Source organism: Bacillus sp. FJAT-25509, from assembly GCF_001420605.1.
In the GTDB taxonomy this organism is placed as follows: Bacteria; Bacillota; Bacilli; order Bacillales; family Bacillaceae_G; genus Gottfriedia.
Genome location: NZ_LJIZ01000008.1, coordinates 61,327 through 79,166, shown reverse-complemented (window position 1 = coordinate 79,166; position 17,840 = coordinate 61,327). Strand labels below are relative to the sequence as shown.

Genomic DNA, 17,840 nt, shown 5'->3' with positions numbered 1-17,840 from the left:
AAATTCACCTTTTGAGTTTATAAATATTAATAATTTTTGCCGGCAGATTTGTAGATAAAATTTTTAAAAACCACCAACCAATTAAACCACCTATTGTATTTAGAATTAAATCACTTGTATCGAATACTCTACTTGGATAACCAGTTATTAATGAAATACATAACTGGGTAATTTCAATTAATAAACTATATAAAAAAACTAGTAAAATTAGATTTTTAAATAAATAATTAGATTTATATAAACCTATAAAAACACCTAATGGTACAAACATAATTATATTTCCAATAACCTGGATCCATAATCCTCTTGTTAGAGAAATGACAATACTGCGATATGGCAAAAGTTCGATATATTGATTTAGTAAATAAATATTAAATGGATGTTTATCACCTATAAAAATATGAAATGGAAAAATCGCTACTTTAACTACTCCAGCTACGTATAAAAAAAGACCCAAACTCACTATATATTCAATAAACTTTTTTTTATTTTTGTGTTTAACAAAATTAATAGCTATAGAGATGATAGATAGAGCTACAACAATTTTCAGTATTAGAAATAGATTAGGATCAATAATTATTTCCATTAGTAATTAATTGTTACATTTCCGCTAAAAAATTCATTTCCTGAAGATTGATTTTCTAAGTAAAAATAATGAGGTTCAGAGTATTCTACTTTAATAGTACTAGAATCTGAAACATGTGCGTAATTCCAACTTTCACCTACACTTATATATCCATAACCCGTTTGTTGATATAGATGAGTTCCAATTTTATATTTCCCTGAGGCTCTATTATCTTTGTTTGGTGTAGTAGAGAACCTAACGACGTTCCCTTTCTTTAATTTAACGCAAACCTTACCTAATACTCCATGATACATTTTATATGTTGAGGAATAAGATGCGGCAAATGCTGTAGGGCCATCATAACAAATAATAAAGCTAAACTAGATATTGTTACTAAGAACTTTTTCTTCATTTAAATTCACTCCTTGCTATGTATTGGACTTTTATTATATTTCAGTTTCTCTATTAATTGGTTTCAATAATGTGAAGGAAAGATGAAATTAAATCATTATTCTAAATTTGTTCACAATTTCTGATGACTACAATTGAAAAAAATCCACAAGGCAATTACCTTGTGGATTCTCTTTATATTTAATCAATGAAGTACTAATGTTTCGGCTAATTCTGATCGCTGTCAGGTAATTTATCAAAATCTTTAAGCAATCCTTGAATATTTTTTTCATAAACGGACCCAATCTTTACAATAGGTGGTTCAGGACGCGTACGTGCATAAATGCTTTCGTAAAGATTTTCTATTTCTTCGCCTGTTAAGTCGCCTCTTTTTAGTAGCTCTTGTGCGATTGAGTGTACGAAATCGGCGTGTTCAGTAACAAGTTTTTTTACTTGGTTCATTTGGTCTTTTAGAAGAAGGTTAATTTTTGGTCGTAGTGCTCTAAGGCCTTCTGCTTGAGAGCCTAATGCATTCCAGCTGAATAGCTCGTCGCCCATTCCAACTAAACCTAAATATGCACCACCAAGTAGGGTCGCTTGTTGTAAATCAGATGTGACACCGTTTAATTTCTTGTGGAGAAACTCTTCTTCTACTGCTCTTGCTGCCAAACAAACTTGGATTGCTGCAAGTATTTCGCTATCGCTTCGATTATATCTTTCTGTTGTTGGCTTAGTCGCAGCCAGACCAAGTGCGTCACCTCTACGAATAATCGTTACCTTCCATACTCGATCATGTGGCTTTAACAAATATTGAGCTACGGCGTGACCTGCTTCATGATACGCTACATTTCTCTTCTCATCTTCACTCATCGATCTAAGTGGCTGCTTAAGTCCCCACTCATACGTTTCCATTGCATCTCGGAAGTCAGTGTAATTTGCAAGCTCAGCACCTCGTTGATGAGCAATTACGACAGATTCATTCACTATATGTTTAATTTGTGCAGGACTATATCCAATCGTATCAAGAGCAGCTCGCTCTGGTGTTAAAGTTGAATCGATTTTCACTTTTTTTAGATAATATTGGAAAACGTCAATACGTCCATCATAATCAGGAGAATCTACCCAAAGTTTTCGGTCAAAACGCCCTGGTCGTAGTAATGCTTGATCAAGTACATCAGGTAAATTTGTAGCTGCAATCGTTAGAACTGGGGGACGCTCTGCTTTCTTTTTACGTAAGCCGAGTGAGCGAAGAAATTTTGCTATTTTAGAACTATCAATGTTTGGAGGATCCATTTGTAGTAATAGCTCATTCAATAATCCAGAACCCATTCCCATACCGAACAATCCACCACCACCGGCTCCCCCCCCTTGACGAGACATACCAATTGCGTCGACTTCATCGATAAAAATGATACACGCTCCGTAAATATTAGCTAACTTTCTAGCCTTTTTGTAAATTCCCATTACTTTCAAATTCCCTACACCAAAGAACATGTTTTGAAAACTTGGAGCCGAGGCATAAGCAAATGGTACTTGGGCTTCATTCGCAATAACTTGTGCAAGATAAGACTTCCCTGTACCTGGAGGACCGCAAAGCAGCAATCCACGAATTGCCTCTCCTCCCATCTCTTTAAACGTTTTAACACCTTTTAATAGTGTTACGATTCGTTTTGCATTTTCAACAATCTCAGGGTTCCCACGATAATCATCCCACGTCGACCCTGTCTCACCTGGTAAGATCCAATAGGTACGACCTCTGGCTAGAAACCAGAAAATTGCTACAAACTGGATGATCGCCATGAAAATCATAACAGCGAACTGAAATAAAAGACTAACAATCGATATTGCTACACTCCAGTATGTTGGCCCTCCTTTAACAAGCACAACACCAATAAACACAATTACAGCTAACCAAATTAATACTCTTCGCCATTTAACCCATTGATATTTTGTCATAAACATTCTTCCTTCTAGGGAATTTTTTGAATATTCTATGAAAAAACCAGCCCATTGGTGCCTAGAAATATATGTATGCAAAAACTAAATAATTTTGTTCATTTAAATAAAATAAAAAAGCCTCTTTGACATTAGCTTTTTAAGTGCGTATACAAAGTACTTTAAACTTGATTTCAAACTAAAAAGCCCTCCTTGTAAGAGAGCTTTCAATAATTATTGAAATTTACTAAAAATGTCTTTCAAATACTTAATAACGATTGCGATTCCAGCAATGAAATAAAATGTTATTAAAATCCATCCAGTAGGATCGAGTCCAAACATTGTTATTAAAAACTTCAGTGGAAAAATGAAGTATAGAATATCCTTTAAATATCCTAGTATAAAAGATGTATCGAATGAACCTTTCCAGAATGAACGTATAAATGCTATTACAAAATCAAGAAGCATTAATCCAGTAACTGCCCAAATAGTATATAGCATCCAATCCGCAAGTCCGAAGCCTAAATCCATAGTTATCACCACCTTACATCATACTATTCAAAGAAAATAGGCTGGTGATATGAATTCACTTAATTTTCAGATATTTTTTTGTAGCTTTTAAAGACCATTGTTCTGTTCTTTATCCTTGTGTTTATCATATTAATTTAATAAGAGATTAATTGCTAAAATGAGTCTTTAGTTCCCACTTCATATTTACTAAAAATACTCTTTTACTAAAATTTTTTATAGGGGAGACAAAACATTACATACTTCAAATTTCCTAACCAATCGCCGTTTTCAAGCTACACTATAGCCCAACTAAACATACCCAAGTTCCCCCATCTGTACTTGAACATAAAATATTAGTAAAAAAACATAGAAAGGAAGAAATAGTAGTGGGATTATTTATTAATAAGAATGAACACCCTGATGTTTTTAAAAATAATGAAACAATACAAACACCGAATCAAGGGCATGTTCGGCATAATTATTTAGCTGAACTAATGGAAGAACAACAAAAAAATAACATGAGTCTAGAAAAATCCATCTCTGAATTAAAGCCACGATATGAGCAATTAGAAGAATTGCAAACAAGTCAGTGGAATCATGTTAAAAATCAAATAAGTAGTCTCATAGGGAGTAACCGTGAGCGTGAACAATTTGAAAGAATCATGATTCAGCGGTTAAATACATCAGACGCAAATGAAAGTCTGGAAAAACAAACGTTGATTACTCAAATGATTAGTTTAAATGAAGCTTATACAGAATTAGCAAAGCGATTGGAAAAAAGTGAAACTGATAATCAAGCTCTCTCATTACAACTTGATAAGCTAATTGAAAAACAAAATGAAGTAGCTCATGGATTATTACAGCAAGAGGAATTTCAACATGGGGTTTTAGATCGCCTTGATACTCAAGAAGCAATGATGGATAGAATCTCTCATCAGCTCAACAACATACGCTCGATTATTTTTGAACGAGCAAGCTATATCACGACAAAACTTGAAGACAGCTATAAACTAACAACTGACTATATTTATAAAATTATAAATGGATCCGATAAGCCAAAATCCTATACTACTTCAGTGAGCAATAAAAAAGAGGAAAAACAAAAACAAGCAGACTAAAAATATGGTAATTCTCAAATAAAGGATTGTTCGAAAACACTTTTAGTTTCATTAGATCGAATATAAAAAAAGCTTCTCGAAGTCTATAATTAGACTTTATCGAAAAGCTTTTTTTATGTTCACTTAAAAGTAGACTAATGCGACTTTTTCTTTCTCTTCTAAGTTTTCAATCATTGAATACCAAGACTCTGGCTTATTTGGTAATACTGTATAATAACGCTTTAGGAACTTTACGATTAAGTCCGATTGAAGTTCATTAATCTCCCCATCCATAGGAAGGAAACAAAGATCTAGACCTGTTACCGCTTCACCGTCATTGTTCCATGATGGGTGAATATATTCAAAATCTAGACGCTTATAACCAAGGTGAGCTAAAACTTCTCGACGAACATATGGATTCATTGGTTTAACGCCGCCAAACTCATGGTGTTCTACTCGATATGGATCGTAAATTTCAGCAAACATACCTGATAATTTTTTATTATTTTCAGTTGCTAATGTCTGTAAATCTTCTAATCTATTTTGTGCCAAATAAGGACCGATTCCTAAACCAGCTTGGCCTAATATTGTAAAGTCAGTCATAGCAACATTAAAATCATCATAATAGCGATATTCTGTAGCACCTACTACTCTTTCTTCATGGACAGCAACAAAAACACGAATTCCTGGATCCTCCAAAGGCTCTTTCCAAAGATCGAATTCTAATACTTCTTCTGGGGGAAATACATCTTGCATTAATTGATGCATTTGTTTAAATAATGGGTCATTGATATTTGTAATTCTTTTATATTCCATTTTCTTTCTCTCCCTTTAATTAGAATGTTTAAATGGATTTTTCCATTCCATTAGAGTCCCATAATTACATGATTCTTCGTCCTCTAAATAATTAGCTACTACCTTAACCGGGGTACGACCACATCGCAGTAAAAAACTAATAACTGGATCCTTTAGCTCCCCTTTTATTACAGCGTCTAAGTATTGTTCGGGTGACAAGTTATTCGCCTCTTTATGAAATCCTGGCATTCTGCCTCCTCCGAGCAATCTTTCCAAACCAAGATGTACAACAACATCATACATCGAAAACATTAGCCATTTACCTAAACCTAATTTTCGATAGGATGGTCTGACGCCGATATCAACGACATAAAGTGTATTACCGTTTGGGTTGTGGTTACGAATATAACCATGATCAGTAACCTCTTCCCACGAATGGTCAGGATGGCTAGGATCGAAATGAACAAGTAGACCTGTCATCGAACCCGCCATTTGACCATTTACTTCCATACATAAGGCTCCCTCTGGAAAAAGTGTTACATGATTTTTAAGTTGCTCCTCATTCCACCATAGTTCCGATGGGAATGGTGGAGGAAAGCTTTCTTGTTGAATACGGATTAAATCAGTAAAGTCATTCTCATTATAATGACGGATTACCACTGGGACTGGTTTGTCCTGGTCGAAAACAAAAAATTCCTTTCGATACATGTGCTAAACCTCTCTTTTCTATTAAAGAATAAGTTTACCAATCTGGATAAAGATCTGTACGTCTATCACGCCATGTTGTAACGGATCCTTTTTCCCTAACTTTGTATAATAAATCTAAATTAAGATCGGCTGTAACAATCATATCTTGATTCATTTCACCTTCTACCATAATTCCTTTTGGAGGAAATGGGATGTCGTTTGGAGTGATTACAACTGCTTGACCGAAATTTGCACGCATAAAATCAACAGTTGGAAGTGAACCAATCGTACCTGTATTTACAACATATACTTGATTTTCAATTGCTCTTGCATGACATGTATAACGAACTCGGTGGAACCCATGGCGATCGTCTGTGCATGATGGACAGAAAATGACATCTGCTCCTTTCGCTTTTGCCATTCGAACGATTTCTGGGAATTCAATGTCATAGCAAGTCAACATCGCAATTGTTCCTTTATCGGTCTCAAAAACCTCTAGACCGTCACCTGCACTCATATTCCACTCATTTACCTCTGTTGGTGTAATATGTAGCTTTGCCTGCTCACCAATTCGGCCATCTGGATAGAACAAATGTGCAACATTATATAGTCGATTGCCTTTTTTTATAACATGCGTTCCTCCAATAATGTGCATATTGTATTGTTTTGACAACTTTAAAAATAAAGAACGATATTGCTCAGTAAAGTTAGGTAAATCTTGAATCGTTAATGCCTCACCTTTTTCATTTCCAATTGACATAAGTTGGGTTGTAAAAAATTCCGGAAAAATGATAAATTCCGCTTCAAATTCCGCTGCTGTCTTAATATAATGCTCGACTTGATTTTCAAACTCTTCAAAGGAGTTTATTGTGTGAAGATGATATTGAACGGCTGAAACTCTTAATTGCATATAATCCCCCTCTTCCCATTAACTCTTTATCTCTTACTATTATTATTGAATAGATAGAAGGAACGGGCAAGTATGTACTCTTCATTACATCTATAAAATAACTTATTTATCACTATTTACTTAATATTTCTACACTTCCATCTTTATCTAAGGTGATAACCAGATCAGTCATTCCAACAAATAATCCGTTTTCTACCACTCCTGGAATTAAATTGAGCTCTCTTTCTACTATTTGAGTTTGAATATGATTAAGTATGTTGCAGTCAAAAATATAGTTTCCGTTATCAGTAATAAACGGAGTCGCTCCATTTAAACGAAGTTCTGGACTTAAACCGATTGCCATAATATGTTTCATCGTCATTTCCATGCCAAATGGAATAACTTCTACTGGAAGTCGGAATTTACCTAATCTCTCTACCATCTTAGTTGGATCTGCTACTACTATAAATGTTTTAGCTGCTTTCGCAATGATTTTCTCTCTTAATAGTGCGCCTCCCCCACCTTTAATTAATTCAAAGTTTGAATTAATTTCATCGGCACCATCAATTGCAATATCAATCTGATCAATTTCACTAAAGTTTACTAATTGAATACCAGCCTCTTTAGCAAGCTTTTCAGTTTGAATGGAAGTCGGAATACCCTTTATCTGCAGTCCTTCCTTAACTAATTGCCCAAGCTTTTTTATCGTATAAAAAACTGTAGATCCCGTGCCTAAACCAACGACCATACCATCTTTTACAAATTCTGCTGCCTTTTCTCCTACTATTTGCTTATCATTCATTTTTACACCTTCTATTTTGTTATTCTATTTCTTAATTAGTATAAGTAATAATTCCAAATTTCATTTTTCGATAGGATGTTCAATTTAATAGTACTGTATAAAAATATTTTGAATAAAGAATTTTAATGAAGAAAAACTAAATGAAAAAATACTAAGTAAGGTGAAGACTATATGGATGTCCCTAATTTTATTCTTAAGTTTTGCATCATTTTAATGATTTTACCTGTTACGATCGTGTGTTGTTATTTTGGTTACTTAGATAAAAACTACCAAATTGTTATTTTCGGTTTTGCACTGCTATTATTTTCAATAATTGGTAATTACTTTATCTTTATAAAGGGCACTAAAAATAGTAATTCGGAGCAATAAGAACCGATTTCTAGTAACTTCTAACTTATGAGAAAAACCGACCTATTTGGAAATTCAATCGATCGGTTTTTCACTAAATTTTTATGAATTTTTCACATTAAAACCAACTAATAAAAGGTGGAATGCTTTGCGGAAATTTAAATAGATTGAATGGATCATATTCTCGTTTCACAATTCTAAGGCGATTTAAATTACCACCATAATATGCTGTTGGCCAATTTCTAATAAACCGATCAGGCCAATTTACGTAATCACCAGTAGTATATCTTGATAAGGCATTCCTTAACTCTTCGACCCATTGATTGTTTTCTCGTTCTTCTTCAGGTGTGCTCCAATTAGCAAGATATTCTTGAGCGATAATGGCATCCCTGTAATAGTAGGCTGTTTCATTTGGCCTAATTCGCTTTACTGCGCCTCCAAGAGATTGGTGCCATATGCTAGAATTTCCATTTGGTGTATTTTCTAAAAAACTTTTCATAATCAAGATTGCTCTCTTTGGAAAAGTTTGATTTAGAAAAGATCCTGACCTCTTTTTATAAGCTGGAACATTACCACTTGGATCATCAAAGAAATGCACAGCTTCTATATAAGGTACTTCCTTTACCATTACGTCTATAGGTGAGCCAGTTTCTGTTAGTGGCCGAAGCAGTTCATTCAATTTTGTTGCCGGGCCTACAAATTCCCCTTGAGCAATAATTTGATTTACTTCCCTAGATTTAAATTCAATTTCTGAAGTTAGCTTTTTATCCGTGTTAATTGCCCAATTTTGCCAGGCATCAAAAGCGGCTTCAAAGTCTTCCCACTCCCATATAATCGAGAAAATTGAAACAGTTGAAATTGGGTGCACTTTAAATTTAAGCGACGTGACAATACCAAAATTCCCGCCTCCCCCTCCACAGCAAGCCCAAAAAAGATCACTATTCTTGTTCTTATTTGCTTTAATGAGTTTAGCTTTCTCATGTCCATTCGATACAACGATTTCTACTTCAAGTAGATTATCACATGTAAGACCATACAAGCGCGAAAGCATCCCGATACCACCGCCAAGTGTAAGTCCTACAAGACCAACACTACTTTCAGTGCCTGCTGGGATTGTCGTACCATTTTCCCATAGTATATTATATACCTTCCCTAAATCAGCCCCGGATTGTATTTTTGCGGTCATGCTTTTGCAATCTACACTAACCGTATTCATTTCACTAACATCGATCACAAGACCACCATCTACAAGTGAAAAATTTTCATAGTTATGCCTGCCACTTCTTACTCTAAATGGCATATTATTTTCTTTCACCCAGTTCAAAGCATTTAATACATCTCGTTTCTTTTGACAAAATACAATGATTTTAGGGAATTTTGGATTGTTTAAAGTATTGTTTGTTCTAGCCTGTTCATAATCTGGATTATCTGGGGTAACAATCCTTCCAGTAAGTTTTGTCTTTTCCAAAAAATATACCCCCTTTCAACATACTGTAAAGAGAATGCTATATTCTATGAAAAAACTCCTGGAAAAGACACTTGCCTAAGTGTATTCACTATATCCGCTCATTTTCTCTTTTTTACAATCATACGCAATCCATCTTTCGGCCGAAGTGTAATCAGTGGTTCTGTCTCCACTTTATGATGATCAGGGGCTAGTTCAATCCTATAATGCTGAACGATTGTTGCTAATACTAAAGTAGCTTCCATAATTGCGAAATGATTTCCAATACAAACACGAGGCCCACCACCAAAAGGAAAATACGCATATTCAGGCACACCTTCTACCTTTCCATTCTTAAACCGCTCTGGAAGAAACTCTTCTGCATGTGAGAAATACTTTTCAGAATGCTGCATAATATAAGAACTCATCATGACTGTCTCACCTTTTTGAATTCTATAATCTCCAATGCTGACATCTTCTATTGCTTTTCTACTAATAAGCCATGCAGGTGGATATAGCCGGATACTTTCCCAAATGATTTGCTGAGTATAAATTAAATCTTTCATAGAATGATAGTCTGCTCGTCTTTTGCCAAGAACACGTTCTACTTCTTCATATAATAATTTAGCTTTGCCAGGATGCTGAGATAAAAGATATAAGCACCAAGATAATGCATTTGCTGTCGTTTCATGACCTGCAAGGAAAATTGTCATTGCTTCATCCCTTAATTGTCGATTCGTCATGCCTTCATTAGACTCTTCATCCCTTGCTTGCATTAGTAGTCCTAGTAAATCATTCTTTATTTCTGAACTATTTCTTTTTTCAATAATCTCATATAACACCTTATCGATTGCCTTAATAGCCTCCGATAAAGATTTATTTTTTGGCGTATTCAGTTTGAGCGGAGCCTTTAAAACTGATCGAATTCTCTTAGTTGCAATATCCATAATAATGTCAAAGTGTTTCCCAACACGATCATGTCCTTGATTCAGATCCATACTAAACATAGTTTTAGCAATAATAGCTAATGTAAGTTCCATCATATCTCTACTAATGAGACGCTCTTCATCATCCTTCCAAGAACTAATAAACTCTTCTGTGAGCAACGTCATATCCCCTGCGTAGGATTGTATATGTTGCTTTGTAAACGATGGCTGAATTAAACGCCGCTGCCTCATATGTACTTCATCTTCACTCGTTAATAATCCCTCACCAAGCAAGGTTTTCATCTCTTGAAATGGCTTTGATTTATGGAAAGAATGTTGCTTAGTTACTAATACCTCTTTTATTAAATCGGGCTCTAATAGCAGGTTTATTTTACGATGAGCAAATCGAAATGAGACAATTGAATCATGACTTCTATAAAGTTCGGTTAAAAAAAATATTGGATCCTTCCGAAACTCATTCAAATGCCCTAAAGGTGAATACGAAGCCAGTCCTTTTACTTCAAGCATAAAATTCACTCCATTTCAGGAAATTTTAATCATAGGATACTCTTATTATATTAGGATGTGGAGGAAGCTAATGCTTTTTATATTTTGATATACTTGTACTTAAATTTAGCAGACTAGTATTTTAGGATTTTTTTAGAACTAAAAAAAAGACTGCCTAATTTAGACAATCTTTCAGTTATTATACGTTAAGATGAAAAAATTGGTACAAACCTTGAAAGGATTGAATCCTGTATTATCCAGGACTCAATCCTCTTAATTTTGTCTTAAGTCGTCTTCCGCTTAGCTCTAAAGAAACAACAAACATTTTTCTCATTCAATAATTCCGATTTCTTGAGCCATCTGGACAGCTTCTTCCTTGTTACGCACCCCTAACTTTGTATAAGCCGTGGAAGCATAGTTTCTGACCGTTCCATTCGATAAATATAACCTTGATGCGATTGTATTGTATCGTAGTCCCTTTGCTACTAGCTGCAATATTTCTACCTCTCTAGCTGTTAGCTCATAAGCAGTTGCTTTTGATTGTGGTGTCTCATTTTGCGCATCAAACTTCTCAAATATTTTGTGAGACATTCCCTGATCTATCAGGGTCCCACCTCTATGAATAAGTCGGATCGCATAAGCTAGCTCCAACGTTTCCATAGATTTAAGTAAAAAACCATTCGCACCGTTACGAAGTGTGTCCAACGCCTGTTCTGTATCCTGAAACGTTGTAAAAATTAATACACGGATATGTGGCCATTGTTGCTTAATCTTTTTGGTTGCTTCAACTCCATCCATGTGCTGCATATCTAAATCCATTAGTACAATGTCGGGTTGAAAGCGCCCGCATAAGTTGATGGCTTGCTCGCCATCTTCAGCCAAACCGACTACATTTAAATCTTCATATCTTTCGAGAAGCGTCCTCAAACTTTCCCGAACAAACGGTTGATTGTCGACAATTAACAAACGAATCAATCCATCATTTATTTCAGTTTGTCGCGGTATAGTACATGTAACAAGCATTCCTTCATCTGGCTTTGTATAGACAGACAATTGACCTTGCAAATTCATTGCCCGCTCTTTCATCGCTTTAATACCGAAGCCTTCCTGCCATTCTACATTTCCCTTACCATTATCTTGCACTTCCAACCTAGTAAATTGTTGTTCAAACTGCAATGAAACTATAATTTCATTTCCCTGACCATGACGTACTGCATTTGTAAGCGACTCTTGTAAGCAACGGATAAATGCTATTCTCGCTTGCTGAGACAGTTCGTATTCCTCTCCAAATGCTCGAAAGCTTACATTCACCCGAGCATACTCTTGAAATTCAGCTCCAAGATTTTGTAGAGATTGAATTAAGGAAAGCGATTGACACGGAGAATTCATTTGATGTAGGTAACCTCTCACGTCCCCAATGCTTTTACGTCCCATTTCAAGCAGAGAATCTAGCTTCTCTATACCCTTTTCAGAAACAAGTTCGGTACGCAGCGTTTCCATACCCAAAATAATGGAGGTATAAGCGTGACCAACTGTATCATGAAGCTCACTCGACAGCCTACTTCGTTCCTCTGCAAGTGTAATACGTTCGATCTGAGACATATATTGCTCAAGAACAGCGTTTTGTTTAGAAATTGCTTCATTTTGCTTATGATTGACGATTAATAAATGAAAAGCGAATCCCATTACATAAGCAAATCCGTAGTAGGTGACCATAATCCAATAGCTATTACTTGGTGCAACCGCATAGAAAATTCCAGTTATAATAAAAATTGTTGTCGGAGCTGTCCAATAATAGGACAAATGCCTACTATTTGCTGCGATAAGAAACACCGATATAAGAAATGTGTTGTTAGCTTCTGGAAATAAAGAAGTTAAATAGATACATAGTCCGCCATATAGCAATATTTCTGTGAACAAGTAATATTTGTAATTGAACAGTAAGGCTACCCATGGAATAGAGAAGGCAACAACCTCCCAAGGAATAATAATCCAAAGTGGTAATGTTAAACCATCCTGAAAATTTAATGTAGCTAGGATGATAGACATACTAACAAGTAGACGGATTCCTAACATAATCCAATCATACCAAAACCAATACTTAACCATATTCAACAAGTCATTTACCCCCTAAGTAGCCTTCCTTCTTACTTCCTATATTATAGAATAATCTTTCTCGCATTTTTATAACTTTTAAGTATAGGCCGCAAACTTCTATCGATTTAGCTGTCGAATCATACTGCGTGTATAACCTCCAATTTTTTTTGCCAGAACATCTACTATTTTAATGCTTATGGCGGTAGTCACTATACCAAAAGACATTACAAGGAGCGACTTGGCCAAAGTATCGATCTTCATGAAAATAATATTCATGTCGATGTATTGATACAGTAGTGGTGCCAATAGAAACATAAGTGGCATTACATATAAAATGACTGCACTAATGAGACTGAAAATTCCAATCACAAATTTCCGCATTAACCAAAATACAGCAGACCAGCTGCGACGATTCGTAAGCCCTAATTTTACTTGAGCCCAGTCCGATGTATCTATTGTTACACTTCTATTGTAAGAGTCTGTCGAAATATCAGTGTAAATTTTCGTTTGTATGCGCTCGAATTGGATAAAAGATGTGGTAGTCTGAAGTACGCGTATAATTAGTGGAATCCCGACTACGGTAAATGAAAGGGTCAAACTCAATAGTAAAGCTACGAGATAAAAACAAAAATAAAACAGTCCTGTAACAAAAGTTAGCAATAAAAAGTAACCATTCTGGATGAATCTTAATTTCATAAGGTTCATCACTCCTCTCCGTTTGATAACAGCATCATACTGCTGACTTTGTCAAACTCACTAGTGTAAAAATGTCATATGACATTTTTATATAATGCTAAAAAAGTAGAAGCAGCCTACTCCTTTTTAAAACAAGATGATTTCCTCTACAAAACAATCCCGTTCTTGACTCTGCAAGAAGGGATTGTTTTGAACTCTTATTTAATATGAGATGGACTTGTTTTTCGGATATGAAAAATTATATCGAATTGCTCAAGCAATGAAGTATCATTATATAACGAACTATTCGGGATGAGCTGTCCCCCTATACTCAGTAATGGCCTCTTTTCTCTAACCCATTTCTTTGCTTGACCATTAAGGTGACGATTATCTAACAAAAACATATTATATGGGACTTTTCCAAGGATAAAATTGAAACTATTCACATCTTGTGGAATAGTATCCGTTGCAATCTTACCGCCAGTGGAAGGACTATATTCGCTGTATAAGGTGAATTTCCCCTCCGTAGTTGTACTACCAATTGAGACATAATTATTGTCTAAACGTTCTTTCAAAAACTGTCCAGCAACATTAGGGTATAATTTCTCATCGATAATACCTTTGGCTATGTGAATATTGTGTGCCCAAACCATAGTTTTACCGCCAAATGTCTCTTGTGCCCACATTGCATGATCGGCTAAATATTGATCGTGTAGTTTCACCATACTTGAATAATCATTAGGAAGTAGCATTGTGGTAAATTCCTCTATTACATTCGCCGTCTCTTTCACCCAGATCAACTCGGATGAAACTGTCTCTGTGTTTGCATGTTCATTTTCATCATTTAACAATTGGACTACTTTCTCAGCATTTGCCTTGAATTTATCTTTTGTTTTAGGATCAAGCTGCATATATTCCTGTATACTTCCAGTGTAAGAAGAAAGCTCTTTATAGTTTTCTTCTACTTCTGCAAGCAAATCTGGTCGATGTAATTTTACATAATCAATTACTTTATTAAAGACACTTTGGTCCATTGTTTTTAAGTCAAGTCCGATAAATTGGATTTTCTTTTTATTGGATGGATCAGCATTATAATCTTTCATCCACTCAATCATGGCTATAATTTCATCAGTAGGATATAACAATTTTAAAAATTCCCTAGGGTTTCCTTTTCCTGTTTGGATATATTCATTTAGCTTTAAGCCGTTTCCCCAATCTTCTTCCATTCCGAAATTCGTAAAACCCATCTCGGTAACCAAATATTTCACAAGGCGAAACTTCATGGTGAAAATTTCAGAGCTTCCATGAGTATTCTCTCCTAATCCTACATATTGTGCGCTCCCAATCATGGTCTTAAGTGGTTTTAAATCGTCAAATGGTTTAGACGGTTCTATCGTGTTTAATGGCTTTGCCTGTGATTGTATTGATTTAACGATATTATTTTGGAATGGTTGAGCTGAATCTTTTACTGTTACCGTTTGAGCTTTTACTTCTCCAACACATCCAGCGACTAATATAGCTGTACTAACCATTGCACAATACATCTTTTTCTTTTTCTTATTCATTTTCCTCACCTCAATTGAATTTTTTCAAAAGCAATTTTGATTCATGTACTTACACGGACTCAATCAATTGCTTTTATTCAATTGTTAGTGCTTCAATATCACATTTACTAGTTACATATTGTCATAAGATTACCATTACACTTCGTAATATCGGTTTTATCAGTATTTTTTTGAATATTAAACTCTATTTTTACTTCCTATTAATCCTTTCAATATTCGGCTAAACTGCCACTGTCATTCAGTGCAATAAAAAAAAATCGAATTACATTCGATTTTTTTTGTACAACTAAATTCTTCTTGATATAGACTCATGCTTTCATTTACAGGTCTTATTTTTCTTAAAACAAATGAATGTTTTCCTTCTTACATGCTTCTCGTATTTCATCAGGCCATACAGAAGATTGAACTTCACCGATATGCGCTTTACGTAAGAAGAACATGCACATTCTTGATTGCCCAATACCACCACCAAGTGTTAGTGGAAGCACTTCTTCTAAAATACCTTTATGAAAATCATACTCGCGTTTGAAATCTTCACCTGTCTTCGTTAACTGCTCATCAAGTGATTTACGATCAACACGGATACCCATTGATGATAATTCAAATGAAGATTGCAATACTGGATGCCAGAATAAGATGTCTCCGTTTAATTTCCAATCGTCATAGTCAGCTGCACGTCCATCATGTTTTTCACCAGAACGAAGTACATCGCCAATTCCAATAATAAAAACTGCACCGTGCTCTTTTGCAATCGCATGCTCACGATCTTTCGGTGTTAATTCTGGGTATTTATCTTCTAATTCTTGGGCTGTGATAAATACGATATCTTCTGGTAAATACTTCCCAAGATACGGATATTTTTCAAATAAATGATTTTCCAAATCTTTGAAGATTCCATAAATTGTTTTTACGGTTTCTTGTAAATAATCTACTGTGCGCCATTCTTTTTGTATAATTTTTTCCCAATCCCATTGGTCAACGTAAATTGAATGAGTTGCATCAAGTTCCTCATCACGGCGAATCGCGTTCATATTTGTATATAAACCTTCACCAGCTTCATAACCATATTCATGCAGTGCAAATCGTTTCCATTTCGCTAGTGAGTGAACAATTTCTAACTCTTCTCCTGAATGAAGCATATCAAATTCAATTGGGCGTTCTACACCGTTTAAGTGATCGTTTAAACCTGATTTTTTTGTTACGAATAATGGTGCAGATACGCGGAACATTCCAAGACGTTTTGATAATTGATCCTCAAAAAATGTTTTAACTTCCTTAATTGCGATTTGTGTCTCTCTTACTGTCATTAATGATTGATACATGCCTATTTCCCCCTAAAATGTTTGGATGTAGTAGAAAAAAGCCAACAAAAAAAGCCCTTCTTTCCCAAAAAACTGGGACGAAAGGCTTTGGTTCCGCGGTACCACCCAAATTAGCAACAGAGGTTGCTCACTTATTTTAGTACGGAGATTAGAGAGATCTCGATACTGTTCTTCTTTAACGGCGAAGTTCACGGCTAAGTCTACTTTCCTCTAAAGGATTTCGGTTAGCGACTCCAGGAGGTTCTTCATAATAGGCTTCGTATCAGGCTCACACCACCCCTGACTCGCTTTGTCTACGTCCTACTACTACTCGTCCTTTCACAGTCGTTATGTTGTCACATCTCTGAAACATTTTATTAATGATTATTTTATAGATAAAAATGAGAAAGTCAACATTTTTTTCACTTTTTATTTTATTCTAACAAATAACTAAGATCATGATTTGGGCTTAAATTGTTCTCTTTTACGTTTTTTGCCGCCAGTAATAAACCGATGAACTGGTAGTTTTAAACATTGTAATGAACCCTTGTTTCATGGATGGCTAACGCACTCCGTTTGTATATAAGGTCACTGGTTTAGTTACATAATGTTATTAAGTATTTATTACTTATTAATTGGTGATTTTTCTTTTTCCCAATTTGAAGGACCCTCATTTTCGGGTAAAAATTTTCTCCAATATTCACCAGTTTCTTTATTAAAAATAATGACATTATTAGCGTTTACTGGAATCATTTCGTATTTATAATCATTTGAAAATTTGGATGTACTATTTTTATTATTTGAAAAAGTTAACATTATAAATAACCCTAAAATAGCACAACCAATTATAATTGAAACACCCATAAAAGCTGAATTACTTTTCATTTTCCACATCTCCATTTTACAAAATTTAACAAATTCTTACACATTCTATAAAACAGTTGTTTTATCCTCTTTCCTTATTGAACTAACTGCCATTTACTTGAATAAGAAAAAAATGGGTAAAATAGAAAGGATTTATCAGACAAATGAAAAGAAAGGATGATGAAGATGGAGAATTCAAAGAACAAATCCACCAAAACGAGCATTAATTGTCCAAACTGTAATTCAAACATTTCCATTAATGACGAGTATTCAAATAGTAGTAATGTAATTCAAGAACATTATGAATATGAGTGTCCAAATTGTGGAAAGCCGGACCTTTTTTATAATAAAAAATAAATTTTAAAAACGACTCTTAGAGTCGTTTTTTTAAATTAAACATAAAAAGTAATTGCAATTGCACCCCTTTTCCCGATTCTTTAATT

The 17,840-nt window shown here is 34.8% G+C and carries 16 protein-coding genes and 1 other annotated feature; of the genes, 2 read left to right on the top strand and 14 right to left on the bottom strand.

The annotated features are described in order from the left end of the window. Positions 1–4: 4 nt before the first annotated feature. The 3 genes from AN960_RS05610 to AN960_RS05595 form a co-directional block, all read right to left on the bottom strand. Positions 5–457, bottom strand: coding sequence for a VanZ family protein (locus AN960_RS05610; protein ID WP_172795396.1), 453 nt, complete (start codon positions 455–457; stop codon positions 5–7). A 726-nt stretch (positions 458–1,183) separates the two neighbouring features. Then, positions 1,184–2,911, bottom strand: coding sequence for an AAA family ATPase (locus tag AN960_RS05600; protein ID WP_082459381.1), 1,728 nt, complete (start codon positions 2,909–2,911; stop codon positions 1,184–1,186). A gap of 213 nt (positions 2,912–3,124) precedes the next feature. After that, complete coding sequence (locus tag AN960_RS05595; RefSeq protein ID WP_056468064.1) at positions 3,125–3,421, bottom strand: hypothetical protein; 297 nt, start codon at positions 3,419–3,421, stop codon at positions 3,125–3,127. A 365-nt stretch (positions 3,422–3,786) separates the two neighbouring features. Between AN960_RS05595 and AN960_RS05590 the strand changes: the two genes are divergently transcribed. Then, positions 3,787–4,518: a hypothetical protein gene (locus tag AN960_RS05590; protein WP_056468061.1), complete on the top strand. Its 732-nt coding sequence runs from the start codon at positions 3,787–3,789 to the stop codon at positions 4,516–4,518. Between the two features lie 123 nt (positions 4,519–4,641). Here AN960_RS05590 and AN960_RS05585 read toward each other — a convergent pair whose 3' ends face one another. The 4 genes from AN960_RS05585 to rpiA form a co-directional block, all read right to left on the bottom strand. Then, complete coding sequence (locus AN960_RS05585) at positions 4,642–5,313, bottom strand: hypothetical protein (RefSeq protein WP_056468058.1); 672 nt, start codon at positions 5,311–5,313, stop codon at positions 4,642–4,644. 15 nt (positions 5,314–5,328) lie between these two features. Then, positions 5,329–6,000, bottom strand: a complete 672-nt coding sequence (locus AN960_RS05580; protein ID WP_056468055.1) for a GNAT family N-acetyltransferase — start codon at positions 5,998–6,000, stop codon at positions 5,329–5,331. A gap of 34 nt (positions 6,001–6,034) precedes the next feature. Further along, positions 6,035–6,889, bottom strand: coding sequence for a carbon-nitrogen hydrolase family protein (locus AN960_RS05575; protein WP_056468052.1), 855 nt, complete (start codon positions 6,887–6,889; stop codon positions 6,035–6,037). Positions 6,890–7,001: 112 nt separating this feature from the next. Further along, a complete protein-coding gene (gene rpiA / locus AN960_RS05570) occupies positions 7,002–7,670 on the bottom strand; it encodes a ribose-5-phosphate isomerase RpiA (protein WP_056468050.1) in 669 nt (222 codons plus the stop codon). 171 nt (positions 7,671–7,841) lie between these two features. On the opposite strand from rpiA, the gene AN960_RS05565 reads away from it, so the two are divergent. After that, positions 7,842–8,039: a hypothetical protein gene (locus AN960_RS05565; RefSeq protein WP_056468048.1), complete on the top strand. Its 198-nt coding sequence runs from the start codon at positions 7,842–7,844 to the stop codon at positions 8,037–8,039. Positions 8,040–8,136: 97 nt separating this feature from the next. Here AN960_RS05565 and AN960_RS05560 read toward each other — a convergent pair whose 3' ends face one another. From AN960_RS05560 to AN960_RS05530, 7 genes are all read right to left on the bottom strand, one after another. Then, positions 8,137–9,486, bottom strand: a complete 1,350-nt coding sequence (locus tag AN960_RS05560) for an FAD-binding oxidoreductase (RefSeq protein ID WP_056468046.1) — start codon at positions 9,484–9,486, stop codon at positions 8,137–8,139. Positions 9,487–9,584: 98 nt separating this feature from the next. After that, on the bottom strand, positions 9,585–10,916 hold the full coding sequence (locus AN960_RS05555; RefSeq protein WP_056468044.1) for a cytochrome P450: 1,332 nt from the start codon (positions 10,914–10,916) through the stop codon (positions 9,585–9,587). A 309-nt stretch (positions 10,917–11,225) separates the two neighbouring features. Further along, the gene (locus AN960_RS05550; protein ID WP_056468042.1) at positions 11,226–13,013 is read right to left on the bottom strand and encodes a helix-turn-helix transcriptional regulator; all 1,788 of its coding nucleotides are present in this window, start codon (positions 13,011–13,013) and stop codon (positions 11,226–11,228) included. Positions 13,014–13,109: 96 nt separating this feature from the next. Continuing rightward, positions 13,110–13,688, bottom strand: a complete 579-nt coding sequence (locus tag AN960_RS05545; RefSeq protein ID WP_056468039.1) for a sensor domain-containing protein — start codon at positions 13,686–13,688, stop codon at positions 13,110–13,112. A gap of 197 nt (positions 13,689–13,885) precedes the next feature. Further along, entirely contained in the window at positions 13,886–15,232 is a 1,347-nt protein-coding gene (locus tag AN960_RS05540) for an erythromycin esterase family protein (RefSeq protein ID WP_056468036.1), read from the bottom strand. 338 nt (positions 15,233–15,570) lie between these two features. Next, on the bottom strand, positions 15,571–16,554 hold the full coding sequence (gene asnA, locus AN960_RS05535; protein ID WP_056468033.1) for an aspartate--ammonia ligase: 984 nt from the start codon (positions 16,552–16,554) through the stop codon (positions 15,571–15,573). A gap of 70 nt (positions 16,555–16,624) precedes the next feature. Beyond that, positions 16,625–16,885, bottom strand: a binding site (T-box leader). 272 nt (positions 16,886–17,157) lie between these two features. Next, on the bottom strand, positions 17,158–17,418 hold the full coding sequence (locus AN960_RS05530; protein ID WP_056468030.1) for a hypothetical protein: 261 nt from the start codon (positions 17,416–17,418) through the stop codon (positions 17,158–17,160). Between the last annotated feature and the right edge of the window lie 422 nt (positions 17,419–17,840).

What these genes read in the sequence shown, in the direction of transcription:
- AN960_RS05575 (WP_056468052.1), bottom strand. Translation starts at nt 6,889, where the DNA reads ATGCAATTAAGAGTTTCAGCCGTTCAATATCATCTTCACACAATAAAC.
- AN960_RS05600 (WP_082459381.1), bottom strand. Translation starts at nt 2,911, where the DNA reads ATGACAAAATATCAATGGGTTAAATGGCGAAGAGTATTAATTTGGTTA.
- rpiA (WP_056468050.1), bottom strand. Translation starts at nt 7,670, where the DNA reads ATGAATGATAAGCAAATAGTAGGAGAAAAGGCAGCAGAATTTGTAAAA.
- AN960_RS05530 (WP_056468030.1), bottom strand. Translation starts at nt 17,418, where the DNA reads ATGAAAAGTAATTCAGCTTTTATGGGTGTTTCAATTATAATTGGTTGT.
- AN960_RS05580 (WP_056468055.1), bottom strand. Translation starts at nt 6,000, where the DNA reads ATGTATCGAAAGGAATTTTTTGTTTTCGACCAGGACAAACCAGTCCCA.
- AN960_RS05545 (WP_056468039.1), bottom strand. Translation starts at nt 13,688, where the DNA reads ATGAAATTAAGATTCATCCAGAATGGTTACTTTTTATTGCTAACTTTT.
- AN960_RS05540 (WP_056468036.1), bottom strand. Translation starts at nt 15,232, where the DNA reads ATGAATAAGAAAAAGAAAAAGATGTATTGTGCAATGGTTAGTACAGCT.
- asnA (WP_056468033.1), bottom strand. Translation starts at nt 16,554, where the DNA reads ATGTATCAATCATTAATGACAGTAAGAGAGACACAAATCGCAATTAAG.
- AN960_RS05595 (WP_056468064.1), bottom strand. Translation starts at nt 3,421, where the DNA reads ATGGATTTAGGCTTCGGACTTGCGGATTGGATGCTATATACTATTTGG.
- AN960_RS05585 (WP_056468058.1), bottom strand. Translation starts at nt 5,313, where the DNA reads ATGGAATATAAAAGAATTACAAATATCAATGACCCATTATTTAAACAA.
- AN960_RS05555 (WP_056468044.1), bottom strand. Translation starts at nt 10,916, where the DNA reads ATGCTTGAAGTAAAAGGACTGGCTTCGTATTCACCTTTAGGGCATTTG.
- AN960_RS05565 (WP_056468048.1), top strand. Translation starts at nt 7,842, where the DNA reads ATGGATGTCCCTAATTTTATTCTTAAGTTTTGCATCATTTTAATGATT.